The organism is Trichodesmium erythraeum IMS101 (assembly GCF_000014265.1).
In the GTDB taxonomy this organism is placed as follows: domain Bacteria; phylum Cyanobacteriota; class Cyanobacteriia; order Cyanobacteriales; family Microcoleaceae; genus Trichodesmium; species Trichodesmium erythraeum.
The window spans coordinates 7,687,602-7,714,155 of record NC_008312.1; the positions used below are offsets into that span (position 1 = coordinate 7,687,602).

A 26,554-nucleotide genomic window follows, 5' to 3' on the forward strand; every position below is an offset into this window, starting at 1 on the left:
AATATAAAAGCAAAAATGCTAGTAAATATTCTAATGTTAAAAGTGGATATTCTCTCGTATGTATAATTAGCTCAAATAGTGAATTTTAATCAAAAAAAATTTACAGTTTTGAATTGCTTAATTCCCTAACAATTTTCACTTTTAGCGGTTTAACAGACTCTACAAATTTTGTTATAACAAGAAACCAGGTCTACATATAAACCCAGTTTCTGTCGAGAAACAGGCAATATACCTGTCCTACAAAACTATTAACTGTAAGCCTCTATCGGCAAACAAGAACAAACAAAATTGCGATCCCCAAAAGCATTATCAACCCGTCCTACAGCAGGCCAAAATTTATGCTCTCGCGTCCAAGGCGCAGGATAAGCAGCACGTTGTCGAGAATAACCATGCTTCCACTCATCCACCATCAAACTCTCAGCAGTATGAGGCGCATTTTTCAACAAATTATCATTTTTATCTGCCTTACCAGTTTCGATCTCCTCTATTTCCTGACGAATAGAAATCATCGCGTCACAAAAACGGTCTAACTCATCCTTAGACTCACTCTCTGTCGGTTCCACCATAATTGTACCCGCCACAGGCCAAGAGACAGTCGGCGCATGAAAACCATAGTCCATCAAACGTTTAGCAATATCCTCCACCTCAATACCAGCCAACTTTTTCAAAGGACGCAAATCCAAAATGCACTCGTGAGCAATAAACCCATACTTACCCTTGTACAAAACTGAATAATAACTTCCCAAACGTTGGGCAATATAATTAGCATTCAAAATCGCTATCTTAGTTGCTTCAGTCAAACCATCCGTCCCCATCATCGCAATATACATCCAAGAAATAGGCAGAATACTAGCGCTACCCCAGGGTGCAGCAGATACAGCTCCACTAGAATTTTCCCCTCCCAAATTAATAACAGAATGCCCTGGTAAAAACGGTGCCAAGTGAGACTTAACCCCTATCGGACCCATTCCTGGACCTCCGCCACCATGAGGAATACAAAAGGTTTTATGTAAATTCAAATGACAAACATCAGCACCTATTTCCGCGGGACGACATAATCCTACTTGAGCATTCATATTTGCCCCATCCATATAAACTTGCCCACCATGAGCATGGATAATTTCACAAATATCAAGAATTTCTTCCTCAAAGACACCGTGAGTAGAGGGGTATGTAATCATTATTGCAGCTAAATTATCTTTATGCTTTTCTGCCTTTGTCTGTAAATCTGCAATATCTATATTGCCTTGGGCATCACATTTAACAACCACAACCTTTAACCCACTCATTACTGCAGAAGCAGGGTTTGTACCGTGGGCAGATTCAGGGATCAAACAAATATCACGATGTGCTTCCCCACGGTGAGCATGATATTCGCGAATTACTAATAAACCCGTATATTCTCCTTGTGAACCTGCGTTTGGTTGTAGAGAAATTTCTGCAAAACCTGTGATTTCTGCCAACCATTCTTCTAATTGCTGAAATATTATTTGATAACCCTGAGTTTGAGAAATGGGAGAAAAAGGGTGAATATTGGCAAATTCAGGCCAAGTTACAGGTATCATTTCTGCTGTAGCATTAAGTTTCATTGTACAGGAACCCAAAGGTATCATTGATGTTGTCAAAGATAAATCTTTAGACTGCAAACGATGAATATAACGCAAAAGATTGGTTTCAGAATGATAACTTTTAAATACTGGGTGAGTTAGATAATTGCTAGTGCGAGCATAATAACTTTGAGAAAGGGTAGAAATATTTTCATTTTCGATGTTTGGGAACTTTTCTCCACTAGCAAAAATTTGCCACAGATTTTGTACATCTACTTCAGTGGTAGTTTCATCTAGAGAAATACCAACCGTTTGTTCATCAAAAGTTCGGAGATTAATACCTAAATTTTCAGCCGCATCAATAATTTCTTTTGCACTTTTCACAGGAGAGTCAGCACCCAATTTGATCTCAATAGTATCAAAAAATAACTCTGCACCAATTTGATAACCAAGCTGTTTTAAACCTGTTGCCAACTTAAAAGTCAAATTATGGATATTTTCTGCAATTTGTTTTAAACCACCCGGACCGTGATAGACTGCGTACATACCTGCTATTACTGCCAATAAAACTTGAGCAGTACAAATATTGCTAGTTGCCTTTTCCCGGCGAATATGCTGTTCCCTGGTTTGTAGTGCTAAACGTAAGGCTGGGTTACCATTAGCATCTTGAGAAACCCCAACAATACGTCCAGGAGTTTGTCGTTTATAAGCTTCTTTAGTAGCAAAGTAAGCAGCATGGGGGCCTCCGTATCCAAGAGACACGCCAAAACGTTGAGTATTACCTACAGCAATATCAGCACCAAATTCTCCAGGGGGTGTGAGTAAGGTTAAACTTAGTAATTCAGCAGCAACAGTTACTAAACCTCCTACCTTGTGAACTTTTTCCACAAATTCGCGATAGTCATAAATTGCTCCATTAGTGGCGGGATATTGCAGGAGTGCACCAAAAATTGGTTTGTCAAAAGTGAAGGTTCGGAAGTCCCCGACTATTACTTCTATTCCCAATGGTTGTGCCCTAGTTTTGACAACTTCAATATTCTGAGGATGGCAGGCAGAGTCAACAAAGAAAACTTCGGCTTTAGTTTTACATAAACCATAAGTCATGCTCATCGCTTCCGCTGCTGCTGTAGCTTCATCAAGTAGTGAAGCATTAGCTATTTCTAAACCTGTTAAGTCTGTAATCATGGTTTGAAAATTCAGCAACGCCTCCATCCGGCCTTGAGCTATTTCTGCTTGATAGGGAGTATAAGCTGTGTACCAACCAGGGTTTTCTAGTATATTGCGAAGGATAACTGGTGGGGTAATGCAGTCATAATAACCCATTCCAATAAAGGAACGAAATATCTGATTTTTAGAGATTATTTCTTTAATTTGAGCAAGTGCCGCATTTTCACTCAGAGACTTGGGCAAATTGAGTGGTTTCTGGAATCGAATTTTTTCGGGAACTGTTTTGTCAATTAAGTCTTCTAGGGAGGAAATACCTAATACTTCCAGCATTTGTTGGATTTCTGATGAGGTAAGACCAATATGTCGTTGGGAAAAGTCTATTGGCCTCTGACCTTGGTTTTGGTTGGCCAGTTGTATTTGATAACTTGACTGTATATTAGATTTATATGTTGCTACCATTTTTATTTATATTCCTTAAAATCAATATATCATTAAGTTGTAACAAAAATTCATAACTTAATGCAAGGAATACGGAGCAAACAAATTCAGAATCTCAGAATAAAGAATCAGAGAAAGAGTAGAAAGCTTGCAAGCTAAGACCTATTCAAAATGTTTTTTAGGAAGTCAGATTTTCTAAGTTAGAAGTAATAAGGATTGTTTTCTTAATTGGCCATACAATATTCTACGTGTTTTATGCTAAATCCGGTTTACTTATGAAATTTGTTAAAAGGGTAAGGCATTTATGCTTTCTGACATCAAGAAAAAGAGCTGGAAGGATTTGGACTAAATAGCTTTTCATGGGTTGGATTTGATATTAAATGCATAAAAGCTGATATGGTCTCCCAAAAAAATTACACCCGACCAGGTATTAATAATTCCCGACCGGGCACTACACTACATTTTATTTTAATACTGTTAATTACCTTACTGAACTTCTCCTTGTACCATTTCACGATACTTGTCAGCAGAGAAAACATCATCTCCATCTAATTCATTAGGGTCTTTAACACACACTTTCAATAACCAACCTTATATGTATAGGTCTTCTTGTTAATTACTCTCCTTCTACAAGTTTACGATAATCATCAGCAGAGTAAATATCATCTCCATTTAATTCATCAGGGTCTTTAACACGCACTTTCAATAACCAACCTTCTATGTATGGGTCTTCTGATAATTTCTCATGCTCATCTAATATATCTTCATTACGCTCTATTACTGTACCAGTGACAGGAGCTTTAAGATCTTCCACTGCTTTCACAGATTCAATAGTGCCAAATGGTTCTTCTTTTTCTATACTGTCTCCCACTTCTGGAAGCTCGATAAATACAATATCCCCCAACTGGTCGATAGCATAGGCACTAATACCAACAGTGGCAATTTCCCCATCCATCCTCACATATTCATGGGAGTCAGAATATTTAAGGTCATCTGGAAATTCTAGTGTCATTTATATTCCTCACTACTCACTACAATAATATGAATTATGCCAGTCAGATCAAGACTGGACTTGGATTAAAAATTATTCCATAAAGAATAATATAAGGTAAACATCTATATTTTTATGGACAAGAATGATATTATAAGACTACTAATAGGAAAATTCTCCATTCTTAGGTTAATTCTATCTATCTTAATTATTTATATCCTGATTGGTTTGTGGGCTTTCTTTTTCTCAGATCGGTTAATTTTTTTACCTCGCCCATCTAGTTACCAAAAAAACCAGGATTTTGTCAAGCTTCAGTCTAGAGATAGAACCCAAATTACAGGAATTTATTTACCATTACCTAAAGCAGAATATACAATTCTCTACAGTCATGGCAATGCCGAAGACTTGGGGGAAATTTTACCCAGATTAAGAGATTTGCGCGATATTGGCTTTAGTATATTTTCTTATGATTATCAGGGTTATGGTACAAGTCAGGGAAAACCTTCAGTCGATGGAGCTTATCAGGATATTAATGCTGCTTATGAATATTTAACCAAAAAATTAGGGATACCTGCCAATAAAATTATTGTTTATGGACGTTCAGTGGGTGGGGGGCCTTCTATAGATTTGGCATCCCGTCAACCTGTAGCTGGTTTGGTAATAGAAAGTTCATTTACAACCGCCTTTCGGGTAGTGACTCGTATCCCTATTTATCCCTTTGACAGATTTCCCAATATTGACAAGATTAAAAGTATTAATTGTCCGGTGTTGGTAATGCATGGAAATGCTGACCAAGTAATTCCTTTTTCTCACGGACAGCAACTTTTTGCTATAGCTAATCAACCCAAGCTTTCTTTATGGGTTGATGGTGCTGGTCATCTTAATTTATTAGAAATAGCAGGTCAGAAATATGTAAAGGTTATGGGTGAGTTTATTAGGTTAGTACAAAATAATAATCAAAATTATTAATTAAGTTTTAGTTATTAATATTACCTTCAGATAATTAGTTATAAGGGTTTGGATACTAAACTTCTACCGTCACAAAGTGCCATGGCTATATCTCTACTAAAATTAGTATAATGGCACATATTTTGATCAAAACAATAAGGCAAAATATTTTTTGAGAGTTACTCTAATTCCTGTAACAAAAACAATTCTATAAATATCCAATTCGACAGCTCCCATATCTGAATTATGACTTTGTTAATTAGAAGTTGGGTATACCTTACGTTTAATATTTGTTTGCTATATATTTTCCTTTTCCTTTTCCATTTTCAATTGTGATTTAGCCTTTTGCCACATTTGTTCAAACTCCGCCAGACTATACTCCGAAATAGGACGATCACAGATAGCCTCAAGCTTTGCTAACCGTTTCAAAAACCGGTAATTCGTTCCTTGTAATGCCTGTTCTAGGTTTAAATCATACCACCGTGCCAACTGTACCAAAACAAATAAAATATCACCCATTTCTGCTTCTTGATGTTCCTTATCTTCTGACTTTAAAGCTTCTTCAAACTCCCCTAACTCTTCGTGAAACTTCTGCCAAACTCCATCAATATTTTCCCACTCCAAACCAACAGCAGCCGCTTTTTTAGAAATCTTCATTGCGGCTAAAAGTGGAGGTAACTGTCGAGTATATCTGCTTAACTTTTTACTTAGGAAATCATTAGTTTCTTGCATTTCTGCAGCCTTAATTTTTTCCCAGTTTTGCTTAACTTCTTCTGTGCTATTTACTTTCACATCTCCAAATACATGAGGATGTCTTCTAATCATTTTTTGATTAATGTTTTCAGCAACTTCAGCTAAAGTAAAATCATTAGCTTCACTAGCTATTTGTGCTTGTAAAAATACCTGTAATAATAAATCTCCCAATTCATCAACTATCGCTTTTTTTTGCCCACTTTTAATAGCATGTACAACTTCATAAGCCTCTTCAATAATATAAGGAGTTAAGGTTTCAGGAGTTTGAGCTAAATCCCATGGGCAACCCCCATCTGGAGAACGTAATTTAGCTACTATTTCTATTAGTTCTTGTAATGCAGATAATGTATGATTCATAATATTAGAATGATGATTTTTTTTACTACAGCAATTCCCTATTTTGATGAAGCACAATTATTGATAGTTTTAGGGAGTAGGAAAGATAGGGGTTAAAGCCTCTCATAGGATATATTTTTTACTTTCTTACTATGGCTAGAATTAGAAAACAAGGAGGACTTTGTAACAAAAGATAAAACAGCAATTATGCAATATAATATTCATAATCTTCTTTATATTCAAGTTTGTGCCAAGCCAGGCAAAAACTGAGATATAAAAAGGATCAACTTTATCTGTTAAAATTATTTCTCTAGTATTAGAAACTATCTGTGAGGTCTATAAAAATTGTCATAGCTATCGTTTTATCCTTTTGTGAAGTTTTAATTCTCCAAGTTTGTGCTTCTGTTTTTAACTTTCCTCCCTTGTATCTTTTTTCTTACCTATCATTTTTATAAAAAAACTACCCTTGTAAGATTTAAAAGAGGAAGCTTGACCCCTAATTTTTTGCTAAATATTAATAATTACTGATTAATAAAATTGATATTACTATTCTATCTAATATATTAGATATGCGATAGAATTAAAATAATTATGCTCCTCTTTTTATTCCCTTTCCTGTCTGAATCAGAAGGATGCAAGAATATTAATTTTCTTTAGCTTAAAATATAAAAAATATAATAAATAAAAAATATTAGTTATTATAATTATTGATTTTGTTTCTGATAATTATCCTATGGGTGTAATAGGATAAATAGAAATCATAATTTAATTTCTTCCTAGAGATGAAAGCAAATTATTCATTTATTAGATGTGCCTCTTGATACTACAAGGCCAGGAACTTTTTTTGATATATTTGCTTTGATATATCTGTTTTGGTTTGTCGCTATGGTATTTAAGTGTTTTAACAAAAAATTGGCGTTGAGCAAAAGTAATGATCAACGTTGTAAAATTCAAAACATGAAATATCCAAAATATAACTCCACCTAAACAAGGAGAAATGGCCGTATACTTGGCCGACAGTGTTTTAAATTTTGAATTTGTGGTCATAAATTTGTTGAATACCCTAAGAGTCAACTCTGTTCACCACAGATAAAAGAACTATATCTACATATTTATCTTAATGGCGTGGGTTGACGAGCTATCCAAATATTAACAGAGGTTCATTATACAACCATCATCAAATAGATTAGATCTTTCCAAAATAAAAATCAAGGTAAAATTTTAGTGGCAAATTATATATACTCTGTTTCCAAATGAATAATGTATCAGAATATATTTATAACCATCCAAAATAAACAAAAAGAATTATTGGTATTATAGATGAACAGCTAATAAAATTAATAGAAAACCCTCAAAAAGTTGAAAAAAAAAGACAGGCGATAACCAGCTAAGAAAAAAGTTTAATCAAGGCAGGAGGAGGAAGAAAAAAGTTTTTAAGCAAGACAAAAGAGATAATGTTGAGCTTATATTATTTGCATCATGTAGCAATATTTCAGCGACTAGGAGCAATATTTGGAGTTAGCTCATCAACAGCAAATAATATTTTTCAGGCTTTGGATAGATATTTTGAGGGAATTATTACCATCTAGTTTACTAGAGGAATTCTCGGGACAAGAAAACGAATATTTATGGATAAAAGAGGTTTTGACAGAAATAGAATTGATATTTGATACTACAGGGCAGGATAGGGAAAAGCAAAAAAAATGATGATAAACAGAAAAAGTATTATTCAGAAAAGCCAAAAATTGATAGGTTTAAAAATCAAATAGTAATCATAGAAAAGGCAGAAAAAATAGTAGGTTTAATAGTAGGAGAAAGAGGTGCAGAAAGTGATATAAAGTTATTGAAAAAAACAAAAAAAAGTTGAATATAGAACAAATATTTCAAGGGAATAATGGCTATTAAGGTGGTCAAAATATTAACATGCTAAATAAAAAAAATAATCTATAAAATATCATAATAAGTAAAGAAAGAGAATAAAAAAAACTAGAATAATAATATTTATAGAATAGATAATAATACTGATAAAAATATTTATAGTAGCACGATAAAGATTGAGATTGAAAGAGAGTAATTATGAAAAAGTAATTTTAAAAATATGTGGATTAGTAAAATTAAGAAGAGGAGGATTAATATTATTATAAATCATAAATTTTGCTCTTGAAAAAGCAATAAAAAACTAGATAAAAATGGTAAATAACTAATAGTAACTATCTGTAATGCTATAAAGCCAGTAAAAAATGACTATCTGGTGGAGCTGGCGATCGCTCCCCAAAAAATAGTTAGAGTAAATGCTTGATAATTTTTGGAGATGTCTATTAAAGATGTAGGTATAAAACTACTAGATGCCCCAAACAACAAGAGATATCTGAAATCACTAAAATTGATCAGTTACAAACTTTTTAAGGCCACAAGAAACACAAGGTTGGGATTTGGGCAGTAGTCAATCATTGGAGGCCAGGAATCTTGTTGTGGGTCATAAGCGCTTTGCTGACATCACGCTACCGCATTTCATGTCGCTCCACCAAGCCCAGCAGAAAAAAATTTAATATTTGTGGTTAATAATAATAATTACTTGCTGCCATAGCTTTTAGTATGTCGGTGATGTTTATTTTGTATAACCTTGTTTTATTGCTTGAGAGTATCGCCTACTCACTAAAAATTATATGGCCAGGGTGGAAGGGAAAAATGTTCGACTCCGAGATTATTGGGCTTGCCATCCCATACAAAACCCTTTGCTGCTTTAAGTCTTTTGAAATACTTAAATATTCTATTCGTCTTCTGCTGCACTATCTAAAATTTTATACTCTTCCTAGATAAGCATAGATAATTACTAATCGGCATCGCCAAAAAATTGGGTTTAAAGCCTCAGCTAAAATTTTTGGACTATTTGATTATAATCTATATAGCATATAAAAAAAAGTGTTTGGACACTGATTAAATTAAAATTATTTACTGCCAAGAATTTTCACTAGAACTGATAACTAAATGTTATACTATATAAAGATACTTTTAACTGAACTTAATTAACAATACATATATACTTTGTTACCGTGCCACATCAAAATTTATTAGTTTGTTTATTAATCACCCTAGGTATGTGGGGTACTACTCTTAAACCTGTTCAGGGGCAGGCATTAGTTCCTCATGTATTACAACTAGACTCTGCCCAACTAGAGCAGACGGGTTTAGGATTAGCCGAAGAAGCTTTACAATTAGCAAGATTTCAACAGTTTGATTTAGCTTTATCTAGAGCTGAACTTGCTACTGAATTAGCTCCCAATAATCAACGAAATTGGGAACTATTAGGTGGTCTTTATATTAAGGCTGAAAAGTTAGAAGAAAGCATTTATGCTCTGAAAAGAGCTCAAGAACTAAACCCAAGTCCTGATGTTCACTTTATTCTTGGTAGAGTTTATTTTGAAAAATCTGATTATAAAAATGCTATCGAAGAATTAAGAAAAGGTTTAAAATTTAAACCAGAGAACTCTGAAGCTTTATTTAATTTGGGTAATGCTTATTATAAGCATGGTAAATTTAAAAGAGCAATTACACAATACGAACAAGCTTATGACCTAGAAAAAAAAGAATGGCCTGCAATGGCCGCAATTAATAATATTGGTTTAGTTCAATATGAGATGGGAAAAGTAGATGATGCCATAGCAAAATGGCGTCAAGCTATTTCTATTGAAAGTGAAGCAGCAGAACCACTTTTAGCAATAGCAGTAGCTCTTTACGCTCAAGGGGATAAAGAACAAAGTCTGGCAAAGGGAGAAGAAGCCCTGCTATTAGATAGCAGATATGCAGACATTGACTATCTTGAGGGACAGTTGTGGGGTAAACGCTTAATTGAAGATGCGAAAATATTTCTTGCAACTCCTCGTATTCAAAAAACCCTAGCTAAAATAGAAGAAGATTGACCATTGTCTCCCTAGGTTTCTCCTTGCTTTAAATTCCCTAACTTTTCGAGTTAGAAATTAGGTTTGGGGTAAAGTAAGCGATCGCAACTTATGTCCATAGCCAAAATCAATAGAATAGAATGTTTTCAAGCTCACAGTTGAATTTAAAATAGTCTAGCAGTAGTACTTATGCAAGTTTGGCGTAGTTAACGTTGATCCTACAGTATACACCAACCAACATAAACCCATAGTTAACCCCAAAGTTTCAATTCTATGGGGTAATTCAAGAAAGACACTGTTCATTAAAATGGGGGGTCAAAAAAAACCTAAAGTCTCTTTCTACAATTACCAGCAGTACAATGGTTACCAGGAAATATCTCATTACTTCTCAAAAATGGTTGCGCTTATTAATGGGAGCCTTTTACCGCTTAATTTATCTGAATATTTTTATTCATTGCAGAATTGATACCCACCAATTTTACCCGTGGTTATTTTATATATTCTGTCATTTGTACTCAGAGAGTTTTTAAGTTATCTGAAGGTAATATTTATTCTCCGACAAAATATGGACAAATAAGAGCAAATTTTTGTTTTTGGGATCAACTATTATATCTTTCTAATTTCATCCAAAAAGCATCGGGAGATTTCTTTACTCCTATAGAAATAATTAATTCTGTACTATAAATAAAAGTTAAATTTGTATCATCAAATTCAGACTAAACTCATAACTGACGACATAAATTAAGTTTTCTATTTCCTCTTTCTAAACCAGTGGGAAACATAATATTAATAATCTTTCATATTTGTTAGTCTCTATATGTAAGTATTGATGAATTTCACAGAATAAAAAAAAATCCTCTATAATTTTTAAATATGGAAGCATTTATAAAATCATCAGTTTTTCTAGCTTATGTTCCTCTTAAAAAAAATTAAGAATTGATAATTTTAGTCAAACTATTAATCCTTAATTCAATGTATTTATTTATTTATTGATTTACTTATTAGGTTGAGGAGTCATTCGCAAATATGGCTTAACTTCTGTGTAGCCCTTGGGGAATTTTTCTTTCAATACTTCGGGGTCTTTTAGAGAAGGAACAATTACACAATCATCTCCATCTTTCCAATCTACAGGAGTAGCAACTTGATGATTATCCGTTAGTTGTAAAGAGTCAATTACCCTGAGAATTTCATTAAAGTTACGACCTGTACTTGCTGGATAAGTAAAAGTAAGACGAAGTTTCTTTTCAGAGTCGATAATAAAAACACTACGAATTGTTAGGTTATTTAAAGAGTTCGGATGAATCATATCGTATAGGTCAGAAACCTTTTTATCTACATCTGCTAAAATAGGGTAATTAACAGTTGTTTTTTGAGTTTCATTGATGTCTCCAACCCAGCCTTTATGAGATTCTGCGTCATCTACACTTAGGGCAATGACTTTGACTCCACGCTTGTCAAATTCTGGTTTTAGTCTGGCAACTGCCCCTAATTCTGTTGTGCAAACTGGAGTAAAGTCAGCAGGGTGAGAAAAAAGCACTACCCAACTATCGCCTGCCCAGTCGTAAAAGCTAATTTGTCCTTCGGAGGAATCTTGAGTAAAGTCAGGTACTTTGTCACCTAGTCTTAAAGTCATAGCCGAATGTCCTATCTTGTTTAGAATTAGCAATTCTATATAGTTTCATTTTTTAAGGATTTAAGCTTTTAACTTTAGATATTCTTAAAAATTAAGATTAAAATTGTAATTGGCAATCTCAGGGATGCTCTTATCTAAACTAAGGAAAATATTTTGATATGTATATCCCAGGGACTTGAGAATTATTAGGACGGAAATAATTAGGGCTGGGGAATATCAGAGTAATGACAGAGGATAGTATATTTTTGATAATTTATTTGGATATTTATATTATAGCCTTTGGGTACATCCTGACCTACTAATAATGAGTCAAGAAAAATTAAAGTCTTTGAGATTAATGTAAAAAGTGGTGAGCCAATAACGCACACTCAAAAAATCTCAATTATTAACAATTTTGCCTGTTTTAACTTTATACCAAATACTACAATTATTACCCCACAAAATTTGAGCTGGAGTAACTTATATTTTTTGATGATAATCAGTCCCCACATCTAAATATTTATATGACTTTTTATGCATTATTTGGATAGAAGAAAGAATGTAATTAACTTGACATTAAATCATAAAAATAATTGACTGATCACCTATATTTATATTTGACTTATAAAGCAAAAAAACTAGAAAATTGGGTGACCATCATGGCTTTATATACTAATCATCCATCTTGCCATTTTTCTTTGATAAATTGATTGCTTAAACTAAAAATTTTAATTGAGGATAACAGAGTTCTATTAAATCCTATAGAAAATATTCAAGTATCCACAGTATATTTCCCAACATCTTTGGTAATAACTTTGTTTTCAGAGATTTATTAACCAATTATCTAAGGAATTTAATGACATTATCAATTTTCTTCAGCTTGAGAATGGGAGTTTTCATAAAAACTTAGATTTCAAGGAATTCATCTAACCAATATTTTAACCTCCTAATAGTCCTGAACTTAAGCCAATTGAGGGTTTTTGGTAACAATAAAAGCAGGAGTTACAATTTGGGTTAATTGCCAAAATATTCAACAACTACAGCAAAAAGTTTCGGAGATTAACCTTAAAACTGACGAGTTAACGTTGGCATCTTTGACTAAATGGGATTATCTAATAGAAGCAATATTAAGGGTAACTTCTTCATAGAGAATTGGTATTAGTGATTCCTCTATGATTTTTTTTATTATATATTATTAACTTATATTAGGCGCAGCTTCATAAAGAATTGGTATGAGGCGTAACAGGCCACATTAACTCGCGACGAGGCGATCGATGTTTTGAGCGAATGGCTAGAGAATTTTCTCAATATTGCCGAGGTAGCCCTAGCTGTTCACCTGCAGTTGTTGGAAGCTTTGGGGGTTGTGCTTCTCTCTTAGTCTAGTCGCTGGGTTGGATACAAACTGCTTTTGAGGGGCGATCGCTTTTTTCCTTCTGGAGATGTTAGAAGAGCGATCGCTCTTTTTAACAGCTATCGGCTGCGAATAGTTTTGTCCCAGAGCTTGCAAGCTTTTTTTTATCAAGCAAGTTGCAGAAGATAAGTATCAATGGCACAAGCGATCGCTTATAAAAGTGATCGTCTTTGCTGGCTATAACCTAAAAGTAAAGCCTAAGTTCTATAGAACCTATTTGGGATCTTTTTTTGCCGTTCAGGCGATCGCCAATCTCTTAAGCATAAGTCTAACAAAACAAAGATTAATCTTGGTGGTGGCATTCTCAAGAGTTCTTTCAAAGTTTTTGACTAAACTCTTACATCTTTCCATCCAAGAATTAGTTCTTTCAATGACCCATCTAGCTTTGACGGGTACAAAACCCCTTTGTCCCTGCTTCTTCTTCGAGGGCTTTCGAGGGCTTAGGTGAGAGCTTAAACCGAATCTTGGTCATAATCGCTGGATAAATTTTTTTCAACTCAATCGTTAATTTTTCCGGGTGATATCCGTATGTCTGAAGAATAGTGATTTTAGGAATATTGACAGGTTTAGATTTGAAGTAATTAATATTGTCAGACAACATTTCAATTAATCCCACATCATCAGAGACTGATGCTTTAGTACAATGAGTAAAAAAAGGAAAACCGAGGCTATCTACTGCTAGATGCCGCTTGATTCCATTAGTACTCTTGTAAAAGCAAAATCCTTTCGACTCTGTACTTGCATTACAAGTATTTTTGACTGCTTGTGAGTCAATGATGATTAAAGTTGTCCCGGAGCGCTTTTTTTTTTACCTTTTGACGCAGTTGTCCATGTAAAACATCTCTAATCTTCTCAATTACCCCTTCCAATACGCCATTGTTTGTAGTGCCAAAATACCGTCGAATAAGGAGGTAAATCCTTGGGTAAATCACACCAGTTACAACCATTCTTAAGTTGGTAGAGAACACCATCCAATATTTCTCTTTTAGTCCATTTGGGGGGTTTAGTTCTTTTCTTTTTGGGTAACAGGGGTTCAATTATAACCCACTCCTCATCTGTCAAGCTACTAGAATATGGCATTTTCTATCCATTATAGTCTTTCAGAAAGATCCCAAATGGCTTCTATAAGAACTAGCTGGGGATAAAATATTAGGTAGACATTTCGATCATATTACTTTCTATATATGCAGAAAATCCAAGAAATTCAGGAAATAGTTTTTATTGCGTTCTCCACGATAAAGCTCTAATTGCCAGGGACTAGTATTCCACGTCGACCGCCACTAGCTGAGATGGGTTCGAGTAATCAACATACAAATTGAACCATGATGAGTATATATTGGTTATTCGAAATAGCTTTCCGTTTTTTAGATACACATGACAGAGTAATTCAATTACTAAGAATTCAGCTACCGGGACCTGCTTCTCATTTGCATACACATCAGATATATTAACAAAAAATGCTATCAAGAGAACTGATAATGTCGTTCCCACTACTTTCAGGATCTTTTGCATCTTTTTTTCCTTGCACTTAACTTTTTTCGAGTAACTTCAGCTTTTGCCTCTTTTGATCATGAATCATAATTTTAGGTCTTTATAGTTCCCTCACCTAATTAAGCAAAAAAACTATTATCGCAAAACTACTTCTTTTACTAATTCTTTATCTGAATTCATAATTAGGATAGTAGCGCCTTATAAAAAACAGGGCGCTACGGCATTGAGTTCTTAAAGCTTGTAGAGTCCGAGAAGTTGCGAGACTCTTAAGGGAGAAGCCTAAACTTTAGCATTAGGTTAGTCTGGAAGTATGTAACTAACTCTAATAATTAATAATGATACGATCTATATCTGATATCATGTCCGGTTGAATAGTTTAAATTAAAGTTCTTAGTAGGGCAAGAACCCTAAATGCAGATTAATTGCTTTACCCTAAACTAGGATAATGTTTATGGAGCAAGAATTACATAGGTTGTACTTCCTCCTAAACTTCTACTTTTTAAGTAAGCCACTTATTTCTCTGTGGGGAACCAAGATAGTCAAACTGGGGGTGAGGATAAATATCCACTATGCGATCGCTAAAAATATACTAGACTTTAGGAATACATCAGCTAACCTATATAAAGATTTCAAGACTTGTGGGTTAAGTATAGTTGTGCAGATAAGACTCTTGCCCTACTACAAACCATATGCTTTTTATCACTAATTATCCGGGCATGATATTAGAGCTGATTTATCAAGTAAATATTAAAAAACCAAATTCCTTGCTATGCTTAGATTTTGCAAGTTGTTAGTCCAGTCAACCTCAAATTACTAAAACCTAGGCAATATTAATACTACCAGTTCAGTTTACATACTCAACTCTTATTCAACCTTCCTAAATTTAACTTTTAAACCATCACGGGGATAAGGTGTAGGTGCTGCCACTACACTTAAGTCTTGCTCTGGCAAAAGTTCCCATTCATAACCACGCAACAACATAACTGCAAAAATTTTCATCTCTAAGCGAGCAAACTCTTTACCCAAACATTCTCGCATCCCACCACCAAAGGGAACATAACCAAATACTTTTTGTTTATCTACAGCATTTTCTGGTGCAAAACGTTCAGGATCAAAATTTTTATCGTCTGGGTAGAGAGTTTCATCTTGATGAGTTTTAGCAATTTGATACTGAACTAACCAACCTTTAGGAATTGAATACCCACAGAATTCACAGTCTTGAGTTACTTGTCGGAAACCACCCCCCACAGGTGGAATTAATCTCAAGACTTCCTTCAAAACCATATCTAGATAAGTCATCCGTTTGAGATTTTCTAGAGTTAGTGGCTCTATAGCAGAAAACTGCTTTTGCTCTTGACGAAGGCGAGTGAGTACATCTAGGTGTTGACTGGTTAATAGACAGAAGGAAGCGATCGCCGAAGTTAAGGTCTCGTGACCAGCAAACAATAACAACAATATTTGGTCTTTCAACTCATCCAAAGATAAACCATTAACCTCTTTATCCTGCGCTTGTAAAAGTATTCCCAAGGCATCCTCACCCAAATTTTGCTGTTGCTGTCGTTGCAGAATAATCTCTTCAATATGTTGGAGCAACTTTTGCCGACAACGGAGTGATTTTCCAAACCTTGTCCAAGGCAACGATAGGGGAATAGAAAATAAACCTTTTACCCACTCCTCAAATAAACTAACTAATTTTGTTTGGGAACTTTCATCACTACCCATAAACAAAAGACTAGCAATATCAAAAGTATAGTTACGAATCTCAGGATACCAGGTTAACGTACCCATCTCTACCCACTTTTCCAGATAGTTAGCAGTCATAGTTTCTATTGCAGGAGCATAATTAGCCAAAGCTCTTGGTTGAAAAGCTTGTGCTAATAGTCTACGCCTTTGTTGGTGGACACTACCTTGTTGGACAGATAGAGAATCAGGGTCTAATAAAATCCTAGTACTTTATGGCTACTTGGCCAAAAAGTACTTATTTTCATTGGAAAACAAAAATTTATTGGGTTCTGCTCCAGCTAAAAATATTGTGGGGTTGCCAAAAATATGACTTTTGTAGATTTTTCCATACTTTTTTTCTCGTTTTTCAGCAAAGTTGTTATCTCTTAAAAAACTAAGAGTTTCACCTACAAGAGGCAAACCAAAACTTCCTGGTGGTAAAGGGAATTTAGTATTTGTGTTAGTCATAGTAGTATTTTAGGAAATAATAGGTTAAAAATAAGATCAAAACCTTATATAATAATGTTTTACATATTCTACTTGTTCAAATAAAGCAGTTATCCAAATAGCAGTTGTCAAATCACTTCATCAGCAAAGCTAGCCCAACGAACAAACTCAAAGGGTCCAGCGATCGCTCCCCAGACTTGTTGATCAGTTTCCGGGTCATATCCTGTGTCATGGCTAATAAATTTATGTTCATTTATCTCAAAATAACTTTTTAGATAAGTACTTTTCCCCTCACGAACTACAGTACAACCTTTTCCTGGTTCGACCTCACCTTTAAAACTCTTACCCGTCCATTTAGTAATAAAGGTGCAACCAGGAAGTTTTTTAATATATTCAGTTTTGAGGTTTTTCAGACGTTGAGGGTCACGGGAAGCTCCATAAAATTCTGCTTCTTGATCAATAATGTAGTTTTCAATCTCTATATGGTTTTCCGAAGGGACTAATTTAAGAACTCTAACTCGGTAGGGTTGATTTAGAGTAATGTCATAAGCTTGTTCTAGATATAGGCTAAGTCCATTAAGTAGTTGATATGGAAGTGGACGCATACATACGCGAATGTGGGCAAAGAGAGGTGGATTATCAAAGGCCTGTTGTTGGTTACTGAAGTCAGCAGCAAACCAACGAGCTAAGGTAGTAATATCTGTTGAATGGGTCATTTCAGTTATCAGTTATCAGTTAGCCTCTCCCAGGAAGTACTAGTTTTTTTTTCGTGTCCTAATCAAACAGTACCTCTAACTACAAGGAAACTGGAAATGGGGAATTTTCTTTTTCATCCCTTCTAGAACAATGATAGCTAGTAGTACATCCAAGGATAGGCTATTTATTTGGTAATATTTAGCAAGAGAACTTGTACAAGTCTATAATTTCATCTGTAATGATATCTCATTAACTTGATAGAAACAATTAGAGCCAAACTTTGAAAGCGTTTTGCTGTGCAACATAAAAAAGGAAGAGAAACTTTCTTTACCGAAAAATTGGGTTTAAAGTTTACCCTTTTTAGAGAGACTTTGTGCTTTTTTTTAAAAAAAAAATATATTGTCTAAAATCACTATAAAAACAAGTAGCCACAAGGTTGTAGCACTTGCAACTATTAAACTAGAGTTATGAGGCTCTATTGATTTAAATATTATAAGATCCCCATAAGCACCCAAAAGAAATAAAAGAAGTTATTAACATTACTGATAAGTCAAGTAAAAAAAAATTAATATAAAACGCTCAAATTATTATAGTCGTTAATTGGCTTTGTTGCATGAAAGTAGCGATCGCCGACAACTCCCCTAAGTGAAGTAAACTAGATTTCAACTTTGTAGCTCTGGGGTTTACTTATTTGAATCATACCCTTAAGCATGGCACATTGTATGAACAACTCCACTGCCTGGTTATCAAATTTTCGTCGTCGCAACTTGCATCCATTTATTACCTTAAGTCTAAACATAGTGGTAACTATTGGAGGAGCGTCGATGGTAGTCACTTTCACCCTTCCATTTTTGAGGTCCTACTTTTCTGATTCTTCTACGGTTTTTATCTCTGGGATAAGGTGGGCATTTAAAGTTGCCTAGTTGACCTATTAGCGCATTTTTTCTTAGTGGAGTTGTTGCCTTTACTCCTCGTTACCTAGCTTTTTCATAACACTTATATTTTTTATAGGCTCCGTCTCCTGACATTTGGGCTACAATTCCATCTACTCCGTCTAACAGCTCAGAAAATACAAGAGAGACACTGACATCATTAGTAGTAACTACCCCACTGATAATTTACCCCGTGGCCTCATTGACTCCTAGATGTAATTTACGCCATGTACGCCGTTTACTGATACCATGAACTATTGTTTTCCATTCATCCCCCCGTAAACTTTCACTCTTGCAGAGTCTACTTCCATCTCAATTGCCTCAGCATGTTGGTATAACTGGCATTTGGATATTCAGTTTTTGTAATCGACGAGATACAGTACTATGGTCTGATACTGGCAGATATAAGTCCATAAATTTAAGTATAGATTCCACGAAACCTTCGCTTTGGCGTCCGGCCAGACCAAACATGAATTATATAGTTACCATAAATTTAATAGCTGTGTCACTGTACCTATTAGATAGTCCCCCACCTCCATTTTTTGTCTAATTAAGCCACTCCTGAACCACTTCCGGAGTCAGTCAAAAAGTGATACTTCCTCCCTGTTGTAAGGAAGCATCATACTCCGACCACTTTTTGAGCCGATATAAGGACTTGGACTTAGACTTGAACTTGGACTTAGATTTACTCTTGCTCTTATGTACTGACTATAGTTTTTTGTACCATCTTCACTTCTTAATTTTTACCATCTAATCATCTTTATGTGCAACAAAGCCTCGTCAATTCCTTAAAATTTTTTCATAGTTGGTACTCCAAGAGACAAGATATTTATATATCTATTTTCTCTATTCCGTAAAAACGAGTCATGCTTAAATTCATTCTCTCAAATAAATCAAAAAAAAATCATTCTGGAAATCAACAAAATCTAACCATTTTCAATATTTATAGAATCTTTCTCTAATATCTTCTCTCTATTTTTTCAACACAAATTTTCAATAGCAATTTGCGCCCTAGCTCTAACTGCTAAAGTTGTATCTGTATCACCAATTTTATGAATACCAGTTAAAATATCTTTAAACCAGCTTTGACCACTAACTTTAACCACTTTTGCTAAACCTTGCAAACCTACAACAGCAGCATAACGCACTACCCATTCTGGATCTTGAGATACTTGCAACAGGATTTGAAAAACACGCTGTTGAGCTTGATTTATTTCTGTTTCTGATAATTTTTCCCAATGAATAAAACCTAAACCTCTAGCTGCAGCCCTTCGTACACTAAAAGAAAAATCATTTGCTGCACTATCCAACAATATTTCCAACCCACGAGGGTCACCAATACCCGCTAATGCTCTTATTGCCCAAGCTCTAGCACCATAGTTATAACCATCAAGTGTTTCTAGAAGTTTGAGTACTGCAGGTTCCCCTATTTCAACTAATCCATCAACTGCTGCAACTGCTGCACCAGGGTTATTATAACCCAATACCTTAATTAATATTGGGATAGCTTCTTTGATATGAGCTTCTGCTAAATCTTTAACCGCATCTATTAAAGTTTGAGAAGAGTCTGCTTCTTCAACTGCTCTGATTAATTGATTATCTATTATTGAAAGTTGATTATTCATTATTACTTAGACTTAAATTGCTTCTAAAAAAAAATTTTTGTAGTCACTTTTCAGTATAAGAGGTATCAATGAAGGTTTTATAGAAGCGAGTCCATTAGAGTCATTACCTCAATAGCCTCATCCGATAATAATAGTTGAGATCCTACCTTTGACTCTTGAGTTTTAACTTTTGAATTTATTGTAAGGTGATGCTCTAAAAGTCCTTTCAGAGCAATTAATTTCATACTATTTTCGGCTAAAGTTTCTGATATTGCCTTAGCTGCCGGTAAATAACCAATAGCTGCTAAATCTAATAGTGCGGAGCGTCGTAAATGTAAGTTATCACCCTCTAATGCTTGAGTCAAATATTCTCCATATACTACCTCTCCTGTAAGTTGATACAAAGACCTAGCAGCAGCATATTGTACTTTTTCTGAAGGATGTTCTATAAAAGGCTTAATTAGAAAAATTGCTTCTTCAGCCTGTAGTGTTCCTAAAGCTTCGATAATATTTTCGTAGGGTTGAATCAAATGAGGTTTACCAGGAAATAAAACTGCAGCTTCAACACCTCCGTCTAAAAGTTTGATTAACGCTGAAATACAACTAGGGTCTCCTAACATTTCTAATGCTTCTGTTGCTGCTTCTCGTACATAATAGTCAGAACATTGCAAACACTCTATCAAAACAGGTACAGCTTTTTTATCTTTTAACTTACCCAGAGCGCGAGCAGCATTCCGTCTTAGGGGATATCCACCGTTTTCTGTACGGTCAGACTCATCTTTCAATGCAGCAACCAAACCTTCAATAGCATCGGGAGTATTAACTCTAAACCTACCTAACCACCAGGCAGCATAATATCGTTTACCTAATTCTTCATGTTGTAGATTAGCGATCGCTTCTTGCACACTTAGAGACTCTTTATTCTCTAATACTTCTGATGATGGTAATTCCAAATATTGCTGCTCCATTCCTATATTTATAAAGTCTTTTTCTTAAATAAAAACCAAAAAATCAGGTCAATTGCCTTTCCTAAGAGTTGGAATCAAAAAATGAACTTCAGTATTCTTAAGCTGGATGCTTCCGTCGGAGCTAATCATCACTCCAATAACGACGCCCGGACAGATTAACAGATACTAACTACAGAGCAGCACCTATATAACTGTCCCGGCTACGTTTAATATTAAAATTAGCTTAGGGTAGTTAAGTTAGTAAAGATTAATTTTACATTCACCACTTAGTTAACATTTTAACTACTAGCTTAGAGCGTTAATCGCATAATCAATGTAATTATTGGCTTCAGTTGCACCTTGACCAGTAATACCGTGATTAGCCTTAATATACTTAAGAGCTTCAATGTACCAGCTAGGAGACAACTCAAAAGTGCTATTGATTTCACTTATTCCTGCAATGAGTATCTCATCCATAGGACCTGTACCACCAGCAATCAGACAATATGTTACCATCCGCAGATAGTAGCCAATATCGCGGGAACACTTCTGCTTTCCTATTTCAGTAGAAGCATAGTTTGGTCCTTGCATAGTAGTAGTATAGGGGAACTTATTGTATACTGCTGTAGCAGCTCCATCAATCAAGGCTTGAGACTTCTCACTCAGAGTTTTAGCAGCTTCTAAGCAAGCCTGAGCACGACCAAAACGACCTAAGGCAGCACTGAGTTCTACGTTAGTTAGAAAGCGACCTTGAGAATCAGCAGCACTTACTGCTTCAGTTAGAGGAGTTTTCATTTTTAAGGTATTTAAGTTATTATTCTGATTACAGTTATATTTGGTAAAACTTTTGAAGGCATAAAGATGCTGAGAGCTATCACTTAACTTGGTTTCTTTTACGAAACCGCAGCTGATGCACGGTCAAAGTAGCCACCAATCTCAGCACATAGAGCCGAACAATCTCCCGGAGTAATACCTGCAGGATCGTTAGCAATAGCAAGAGCTGCCTCTTTCATTTTTTGAACACCTGCTGCTACAGAAGCTCCAGGAGTTCCTAAAGCTAAGTATGTTTCACGAAGGCCATTGAGACAACGGTCATCTAGTACACTTCCATCACCAGAGAAAATAGCATAAGTTACATAACGTAAAATGATTTCCATGTCGCGCAGGCAAGCAGCCATACGACGGCTTGTATAAGCATTTCCACCAGGAGCAATCAACTGAGGCTGCTCCGCGAATAAAGCACGAGCTGCATTAGCAACGATAGTAGAAGCGTTACTAGTAATACGGTTAACTGCATCTAAACGCTTATTACTATCTCCGACCATTTTAGTTAAAGCATCAATTGTCGCAGTAGGAACAAAATCACCCCTGGCATCTGCCTGGGAAACTATTTTTGTAAAAGCATCAAACATTGATTAATTCTCCTAATTTTATTTTTTTTAGTTACTTTCCGATGCTATGGGTATTTTTTTAGTTTTTTCCGATTAGGTGTCTATGCCTGGCAATGGAAAAGTTAATATCAGGACTTTTTAAGAATCCTGATTAAAATATTACACTGTTTATGAGAAGTCTTTCAAGCTCATAAATCAGTGTTTTTATTGATTTTCTCCTATCTTTTAAACCCTTCAGATATTCTTTATACAATGCTGTTGTATTTTTGTTTGTTACAATTTGTTAACAAACTTCTTTGACGTCAAAAAGTTAAGCAGGATTCAAGGCCAATTTTCTTTCTAGATCAAACAGAAAGCCATGAATATACTCTTCTGTCCACTCATGGCCATAAAATCGGGTCAACATTTTCCTGGCTGGATCTTTTTCCGCTCGATATCTGAGATAACGCAGTTGGGCTTCTTTTATTTCTGCTAATTTCTCTGAATTAGTAATCTGCTCTGTTTGCTTGACAAAAATCAAATAAGCTTGCAAATAATCTTTGAACGCCTCGAACACTCTTGTCTCAACTAACTCAGTTTTCTGAGGACGAGTCCAAAGAAAAGCTGGAGAAAAGAATGGGGTTGCTTCTTCTGGAAAATCACCTCCCCAAGGTAAATATTTCTGATGTTTTTGGAACGTCTCCCATATTGGCTCAGTATACTTTTTTTGATACTGAAGGTTATCCCGAAATAAGGGCTGCATATCTAGGGCGATTAAATGTCCCCCTGGCAAGGAAACTAGGTCTGCCCCAAAAAAGGGTAAGTCATAATTAAGATGAGGGAATATAACAAAATTCAACACTTGGAGGGCACTGCCACCTTGGACATGGGCAGCTCGGATTTGCCTGAGTTTGGGGCTACAGTGAGCATAACTAGTTGTCTGTACTTCTTGTTGCTTTTTGCCTTTACCAGTCATAGCAACTTTATGCTCAAATCCAGAAGGTATAGGGTAAGGTTGTAGTTCTAATTCCTCCTTAAGCTTAGTTAAAGCATAATCTAGAAAAGGTTGATATAAATTCACAATATTATTAGTGGCTGTCATTTCAGTTGTCAGTTATTAGTACCTCCAGTTATACTAAATATTAAAAAATAATTTCTAACTTGAGTTGATTTTTAATTGTTAAGTAATTAGTACTCTACTAATTACTTTTTTGATCATTAAAACCCTAAAAGCCTGTTAATTTCATAAAAGTTGTACGAACTTTGTGTATAACGTTCTTACCACTCCTAGCAAGAGTTAAGCTTAGGTTTCAACCATGAATAAAGTTTAACAAAAATTTATTAAATTAGTATGATCAGGAGGATAGAAAATTAAAAATTTCTTTTTTTCATCCCCTTGAAAGAAGGTCCTTAGGAAAATAATGGGTTTAAAGCTCCGTCTTGGAATGACTTAATAACTTCTTTAGTTACTCATTGAAAAGACCTATTTAAAAATTTATCAAAATAGCAAAGCTTTTATTATACACTATCTGTCTTTTAATTAGTTGTTATTATGATAGATGCTCTCAATAGTTAACAGCTTAATTTTTAATAGCTAATAGCTCACTGCCGAATACTTAGATTATATTTTAGCAATTACATTGATAAAAATAAGTTCACACCTCCCTGAAGTTCCTGGAGAGGTGTGATAAAAATTCTTAACTTAATAGTTAACAAACTCATCGAGTGCTAGTAGGAACTGCTAATGGTACAGCATCTTCAAACAAAAATTGGTAGAGAAATTTTTCTGACCATTCATGGCCAAAATAACTACTAAATAATCCTGATGCTGGGTCTCGCTCAGCACTATATTGATCGTAATCTTTTTGGGCTTTAACTATCTTTTGAATCTCTGCTTCTGTCTGAATAATTTCTGCTTCATGTAACATTTGCCAATATAAACTAATATAATCTTTATAAGCTTGGAAAAATTTAGTCTGCACTGTCTGTGCATCTGTTTTGGCAAACAATAAATATTTAGAAAAATATTGATTAGCATCGTAAAACTTCATTTCTAAGTTTTGAGCCAAGTCATTATATTTTTCTCGTAGCGATCGCATTGGCTCTATATATTTAGCCAAATATGATTCTTCTTGGAATAAAGGTTGAAAGTCTAATACTATTAAGATTTTATTTTTACCGAAAGATAATAAGTCAATCCCTAATAGTGGGATATCATAGCAGTAACTGGGATAAATCACACTATTAAATACCTGAGCTGTAGCCCCTGCATCAATATAAGTATAACGTATTTTTCTGAGTTCAGTACACTCATAGCACCAACTCTGAATTCTCGCCTTATTTTTCCCTCTATTACTAACGTTAGCTTCTAAGCCAGCAGGAATTGGTCTACTCCGTAAATCAAATTTACTAAATAACTCTTTTTCTAAATATTCAAGAAACGGTCTGTACATTGATACTTATCATACTTAGTATATTAACTCGTTTCCGACAATAATAGATGGCCATCACCAGAGTCTCATTTCTGAGGAACAAAGCAATAATCCTTCATAAAGTCAAAAGTCAAAATTTAAAAGTCAAACCTAAAAAACTGTATTTTATCAAAAAGTATTTTTAGGTATTTCTTCTATATTTCAACCATACTATCCATAAAAGAATAAGTTTTTTCTCAAAGAAAATTATATTATTTTAGCTTTTTTTTCTAATTTAACTAATCAAAATTTCCTCAGCTTTTTTCATAAAGTTATGATTGTAATTGTTGCCAAAGTCTACCATAGAGTTGTATAGATTCATATTTTCTGTTAATCATGATCAAAACAACTTTGCCTCAAGTCTCCCATTTCAAGGTTTCGATAAAAAAATAAATTTCACTACTTAAAGTTGAATGCTGAGGACTATCCATCCCATGGCCGAGGCAATTTTAATGATACAGTCTTTTCAAACAAGAATTAACAGATAAATTTTTCTGACCATTCATAGCCCACATAACTACTAAAAAATAATCCTGATACTGGGTCTCGATCAGTACTATATTGTTCGTAATCTTTTTGGGCTTTAACTATCTTTTGAACCTCTGTTTATGTCTAAAGAATTTATGCTTGATATAACATTTACCAATATAAACTAATGTAATATTTATAAGCTTGGAAAAATTGATTCTGCATTGTCCGTACATCTAGGTAAATAATAAATACTTAAAAAAATACTTATTACCATCCTAAAACTTTATTTCTGAGTTTTAAGCTAAGTCATTATATTTTTCTCGTAATGTTGAATACCCATACAAAAGTTTACTTATTTAGTTAGAGTAATTTGAGTAATGGTAAAAATGTCAACTAATTTTCCGTTCTCAAATGTTGTGGCTTATTTGTTGAAGTTTGACTCCTGTAACTTTAGGTTTATGAATGATAGGATATAGATTTTACAATACTAAGAAATCACACAGTTGGTATTATGTTTCTGATTAGCCAAAAATATTCTGGCATCAGTTTCATTGTCTTCATAATGTTTTTCTCTATATACTTTCACGATTCATTAATTCAATGATTAGTTTCCAATTTCAAGCTTTTTATTAATTATTTGCCAAAACTAGCTAAATTTATTTCATAAATGAACCTACTACACCATTCATATCACTATCCAAAGGATTACCTAAAGCGTTAAATTTCCAATATTTATCGTCTCTATAAACTGCTCCCATTAACATTGATATTTTACCTTGATAAGTGCCATTACCAGATAAAGTATACCTTGCTATTTCTACCCCTTTATAATCAACAGCTCTAACAAAAGCATTTTCTACCATTCCAAATTGTTGTTTCCTTTCTTTAGCTTGATAAATACTTACTGCTAAGATAATTTTTTGGTATTTTTCAGGAATAGAGTTTAATTTCAAAATTATTTGTTCATCATCTCCCTCTCCTTCTCCAGTCAGATTATCTCCTGAATGAATTATTGTCTTATCTTTAGATTCTAAATGACCATAATAAATTACATCTTCTTTGTAGTTTTTAAGTTTATCATTCTCTTCTAATAAAATGGCATAACCATCCAGATCAAAATCCGATCTATTAACGAATAAACCAGCTAAACCACCTGTATACTTTGCTACATCCCATCCTAGTCCCATTGTCAGTCTTGATAGATCATATTCACTTTTATCAAGTAAAATTTTTTGCCCTTTTTTAAGATTTATACTCATATATTTATTACCCTATATAAACTCTAAAAAATTTTCATGAAA

21 protein-coding genes and 3 pseudogenes are annotated in these 26,554 nt (G+C 34.4%); 5 read left to right on the forward strand and 19 right to left on the reverse strand.

The features are described from left to right. Positions 1 to 248: 248 nt before the first annotated feature. Together gcvP and gcvH are read right to left on the reverse strand one after the other, a co-directional pair. Positions 249 to 3,173, reverse strand: a complete 2,925-nt coding sequence (gcvP, locus tag TERY_RS24285; protein WP_011614237.1) for an aminomethyl-transferring glycine dehydrogenase — start codon at positions 3,171 to 3,173, stop codon at positions 249 to 251. 595 nt (positions 3,174 to 3,768) lie between these two features. Continuing rightward, positions 3,769 to 4,164, reverse strand: coding sequence for a glycine cleavage system protein GcvH (gene gcvH / locus TERY_RS24290; protein ID WP_011614238.1), 396 nt, complete (start codon positions 4,162 to 4,164; stop codon positions 3,769 to 3,771). A 114-nt stretch (positions 4,165 to 4,278) separates the two neighbouring features. On the opposite strand from gcvH, the gene TERY_RS24295 reads away from it, so the two are divergent. Further along, positions 4,279 to 5,112: a serine aminopeptidase domain-containing protein gene (locus TERY_RS24295; protein WP_011614239.1), complete on the forward strand. Its 834-nt coding sequence runs from the start codon at positions 4,279 to 4,281 to the stop codon at positions 5,110 to 5,112. 276 nt (positions 5,113 to 5,388) lie between these two features. Here the strand turns inward: TERY_RS24295 and mazG are convergent, their stop codons facing one another. Beyond that, a complete protein-coding gene (gene mazG, locus TERY_RS24300) occupies positions 5,389 to 6,201 on the reverse strand; it encodes a nucleoside triphosphate pyrophosphohydrolase (RefSeq protein ID WP_011614240.1) in 813 nt (270 codons plus the stop codon). 1,433 nt (positions 6,202 to 7,634) lie between these two features. Between mazG and TERY_RS38005 the strand changes: the two are divergent. The 3 genes and pseudogenes from TERY_RS38005 to TERY_RS24310 all read left to right on the forward strand — a co-directional run. Then, positions 7,635 to 7,679, forward strand: a pseudogene (locus tag TERY_RS38005) (hypothetical protein); the annotation flags it as partial. A gap of 13 nt (positions 7,680 to 7,692) precedes the next feature. Then, the gene (locus tag TERY_RS38010; RefSeq protein ID WP_370497395.1) at positions 7,693 to 7,887 is read left to right on the forward strand and encodes a hypothetical protein; all 195 of its coding nucleotides are present in this window, start codon (positions 7,693 to 7,695) and stop codon (positions 7,885 to 7,887) included. Between the two features lie 1,346 nt (positions 7,888 to 9,233). Next, positions 9,234 to 10,100 (forward strand): tetratricopeptide repeat protein, encoded by an 867-nt coding sequence (locus TERY_RS24310; RefSeq protein ID WP_011614241.1) that lies wholly within the window; start codon positions 9,234 to 9,236, stop codon positions 10,098 to 10,100. Between the two features lie 973 nt (positions 10,101 to 11,073). Here the strand turns inward: TERY_RS24310 and TERY_RS24315 are convergent. Further along, positions 11,074 to 11,712: a redoxin domain-containing protein gene (locus tag TERY_RS24315; RefSeq protein ID WP_011614242.1), complete on the reverse strand. Its 639-nt coding sequence runs from the start codon at positions 11,710 to 11,712 to the stop codon at positions 11,074 to 11,076. Positions 11,713 to 12,671: 959 nt separating this feature from the next. Here TERY_RS24315 and TERY_RS34210 point away from each other — a divergent pair. Further along, positions 12,672 to 12,839 carry a hypothetical protein gene (locus TERY_RS34210; protein WP_155994621.1) on the forward strand — a complete coding sequence of 56 codons (168 nt, stop codon included), beginning with the start codon at positions 12,672 to 12,674 and terminating at the stop codon, positions 12,837 to 12,839. A 176-nt stretch (positions 12,840 to 13,015) separates the two neighbouring features. Here TERY_RS34210 and TERY_RS34215 read toward each other — a convergent pair whose 3' ends face one another. The 15 genes and pseudogenes from TERY_RS34215 to TERY_RS24380 all read right to left on the reverse strand — a co-directional run bounded on the left by TERY_RS34215 (position 13,016) and on the right by TERY_RS24380 (position 26,512). Further along, positions 13,016 to 13,213, reverse strand: a complete 198-nt coding sequence (locus tag TERY_RS34215; protein ID WP_155994622.1) for a hypothetical protein — start codon at positions 13,211 to 13,213, stop codon at positions 13,016 to 13,018. A gap of 126 nt (positions 13,214 to 13,339) precedes the next feature. Further along, a pseudogene (locus TERY_RS38015) lies at positions 13,340 to 13,501 on the reverse strand (IS5/IS1182 family transposase); the annotation flags it as partial. Then, on the reverse strand, positions 13,482 to 13,883 hold the full coding sequence (locus TERY_RS24320) for an IS5/IS1182 family transposase (protein WP_370497347.1): 402 nt from the start codon (positions 13,881 to 13,883) through the stop codon (positions 13,482 to 13,484). The pseudogene TERY_RS38015 and the gene TERY_RS24320, both read right to left, overlap by 20 nt. A 71-nt stretch (positions 13,884 to 13,954) precedes the next feature. Next, positions 13,955 to 14,182: a transposase gene (locus tag TERY_RS24325; protein ID WP_011610279.1), complete on the reverse strand. Its 228-nt coding sequence runs from the start codon at positions 14,180 to 14,182 to the stop codon at positions 13,955 to 13,957. 1,275 nt (positions 14,183 to 15,457) lie between these two features. After that, positions 15,458 to 16,537, reverse strand: coding sequence for a cytochrome P450 (locus tag TERY_RS24335; RefSeq protein WP_370497349.1), 1,080 nt, complete (start codon positions 16,535 to 16,537; stop codon positions 15,458 to 15,460). 15 nt (positions 16,538 to 16,552) lie between these two features. Beyond that, positions 16,553 to 16,783: a cytochrome P450 gene (locus TERY_RS38020; protein WP_011614244.1), complete on the reverse strand. Its 231-nt coding sequence runs from the start codon at positions 16,781 to 16,783 to the stop codon at positions 16,553 to 16,555. A gap of 107 nt (positions 16,784 to 16,890) precedes the next feature. Further along, positions 16,891 to 17,478 carry a chromophore lyase CpcT/CpeT gene (locus TERY_RS24340; protein WP_011614245.1) on the reverse strand — a complete coding sequence of 196 codons (588 nt, stop codon included), beginning with the start codon at positions 17,476 to 17,478 and terminating at the stop codon, positions 16,891 to 16,893. Positions 17,479 to 18,113: 635 nt separating this feature from the next. Further along, positions 18,114 to 18,984: pseudogene (locus TERY_RS29390) on the reverse strand (IS5 family transposase). 386 nt (positions 18,985 to 19,370) lie between these two features. Beyond that, entirely contained in the window at positions 19,371 to 20,015 is a 645-nt protein-coding gene (locus TERY_RS24350) for a HEAT repeat domain-containing protein (protein WP_011614247.1), read from the reverse strand. 77 nt (positions 20,016 to 20,092) lie between these two features. Beyond that, positions 20,093 to 20,962, reverse strand: coding sequence for a HEAT repeat domain-containing protein (locus TERY_RS24355; protein ID WP_011614248.1), 870 nt, complete (start codon positions 20,960 to 20,962; stop codon positions 20,093 to 20,095). Between the two features lie 285 nt (positions 20,963 to 21,247). After that, positions 21,248 to 21,736, reverse strand: a complete 489-nt coding sequence (gene cpcA / locus TERY_RS24360) for a phycocyanin subunit alpha (RefSeq protein ID WP_011614249.1) — start codon at positions 21,734 to 21,736, stop codon at positions 21,248 to 21,250. Between the two features lie 98 nt (positions 21,737 to 21,834). Further along, positions 21,835 to 22,353: a phycocyanin subunit beta gene (locus TERY_RS24365; RefSeq protein ID WP_011614250.1), complete on the reverse strand. Its 519-nt coding sequence runs from the start codon at positions 22,351 to 22,353 to the stop codon at positions 21,835 to 21,837. 289 nt (positions 22,354 to 22,642) lie between these two features. After that, entirely contained in the window at positions 22,643 to 23,413 is a 771-nt protein-coding gene (locus TERY_RS24370) for a phycoerythrobilin:ferredoxin oxidoreductase (protein ID WP_011614251.1), read from the reverse strand. 616 nt (positions 23,414 to 24,029) lie between these two features. After that, positions 24,030 to 24,764 carry a 15,16-dihydrobiliverdin:ferredoxin oxidoreductase gene (locus TERY_RS24375; protein ID WP_011614252.1) on the reverse strand — a complete coding sequence of 245 codons (735 nt, stop codon included), beginning with the start codon at positions 24,762 to 24,764 and terminating at the stop codon, positions 24,030 to 24,032. Between the two features lie 1,145 nt (positions 24,765 to 25,909). Further along, entirely contained in the window at positions 25,910 to 26,512 is a 603-nt protein-coding gene (locus tag TERY_RS24380) for a TerD family protein (RefSeq protein WP_011614253.1), read from the reverse strand. Positions 26,513 to 26,554: the final 42 nt, after the last annotated feature.

Bases quoted from the DNA above. Each gene is read 5' to 3' on its own strand.
- gcvP (WP_011614237.1), bottom strand. From the start codon at position 3,173: ATGGTAGCAACATATAAATCTAATATACAGTCAAGTTATCAAATACAA.
- gcvH (WP_011614238.1), bottom strand. From the start codon at position 4,164: ATGACACTAGAATTTCCAGATGACCTTAAATATTCTGACTCCCATGAA.
- TERY_RS24295 (WP_011614239.1), top strand. From the start codon at position 4,279: ATGGACAAGAATGATATTATAAGACTACTAATAGGAAAATTCTCCATT.
- mazG (WP_011614240.1), bottom strand. From the start codon at position 6,201: ATGAATCATACATTATCTGCATTACAAGAACTAATAGAAATAGTAGCT.
- TERY_RS24315 (WP_011614242.1), bottom strand. From the start codon at position 11,712: ATGACTTTAAGACTAGGTGACAAAGTACCTGACTTTACTCAAGATTCC.
- TERY_RS24325 (WP_011610279.1), bottom strand. From the start codon at position 14,182: ATGCCATATTCTAGTAGCTTGACAGATGAGGAGTGGGTTATAATTGAA.
- TERY_RS38020 (WP_011614244.1), bottom strand. From the start codon at position 16,783: ATGACTAACACAAATACTAAATTCCCTTTACCACCAGGAAGTTTTGGT.
- TERY_RS24340 (WP_011614245.1), bottom strand. From the start codon at position 17,478: ATGACCCATTCAACAGATATTACTACCTTAGCTCGTTGGTTTGCTGCT.
- TERY_RS24350 (WP_011614247.1), bottom strand. From the start codon at position 20,015: ATGAATAATCAACTTTCAATAATAGATAATCAATTAATCAGAGCAGTT.
- TERY_RS24355 (WP_011614248.1), bottom strand. From the start codon at position 20,962: ATGGAGCAGCAATATTTGGAATTACCATCATCAGAAGTATTAGAGAAT.
- cpcA (WP_011614249.1), bottom strand. From the start codon at position 21,736: ATGAAAACTCCTCTAACTGAAGCAGTAAGTGCTGCTGATTCTCAAGGT.
- TERY_RS24365 (WP_011614250.1), bottom strand. From the start codon at position 22,353: ATGTTTGATGCTTTTACAAAAATAGTTTCCCAGGCAGATGCCAGGGGT.
- TERY_RS24370 (WP_011614251.1), bottom strand. From the start codon at position 23,413: ATGACAGCCACTAATAATATTGTGAATTTATATCAACCTTTTCTAGAT.
- TERY_RS24375 (WP_011614252.1), bottom strand. From the start codon at position 24,764: ATGTACAGACCGTTTCTTGAATATTTAGAAAAAGAGTTATTTAGTAAA.
- TERY_RS24380 (WP_011614253.1), bottom strand. From the start codon at position 26,512: ATGAGTATAAATCTTAAAAAAGGGCAAAAAATTTTACTTGATAAAAGT.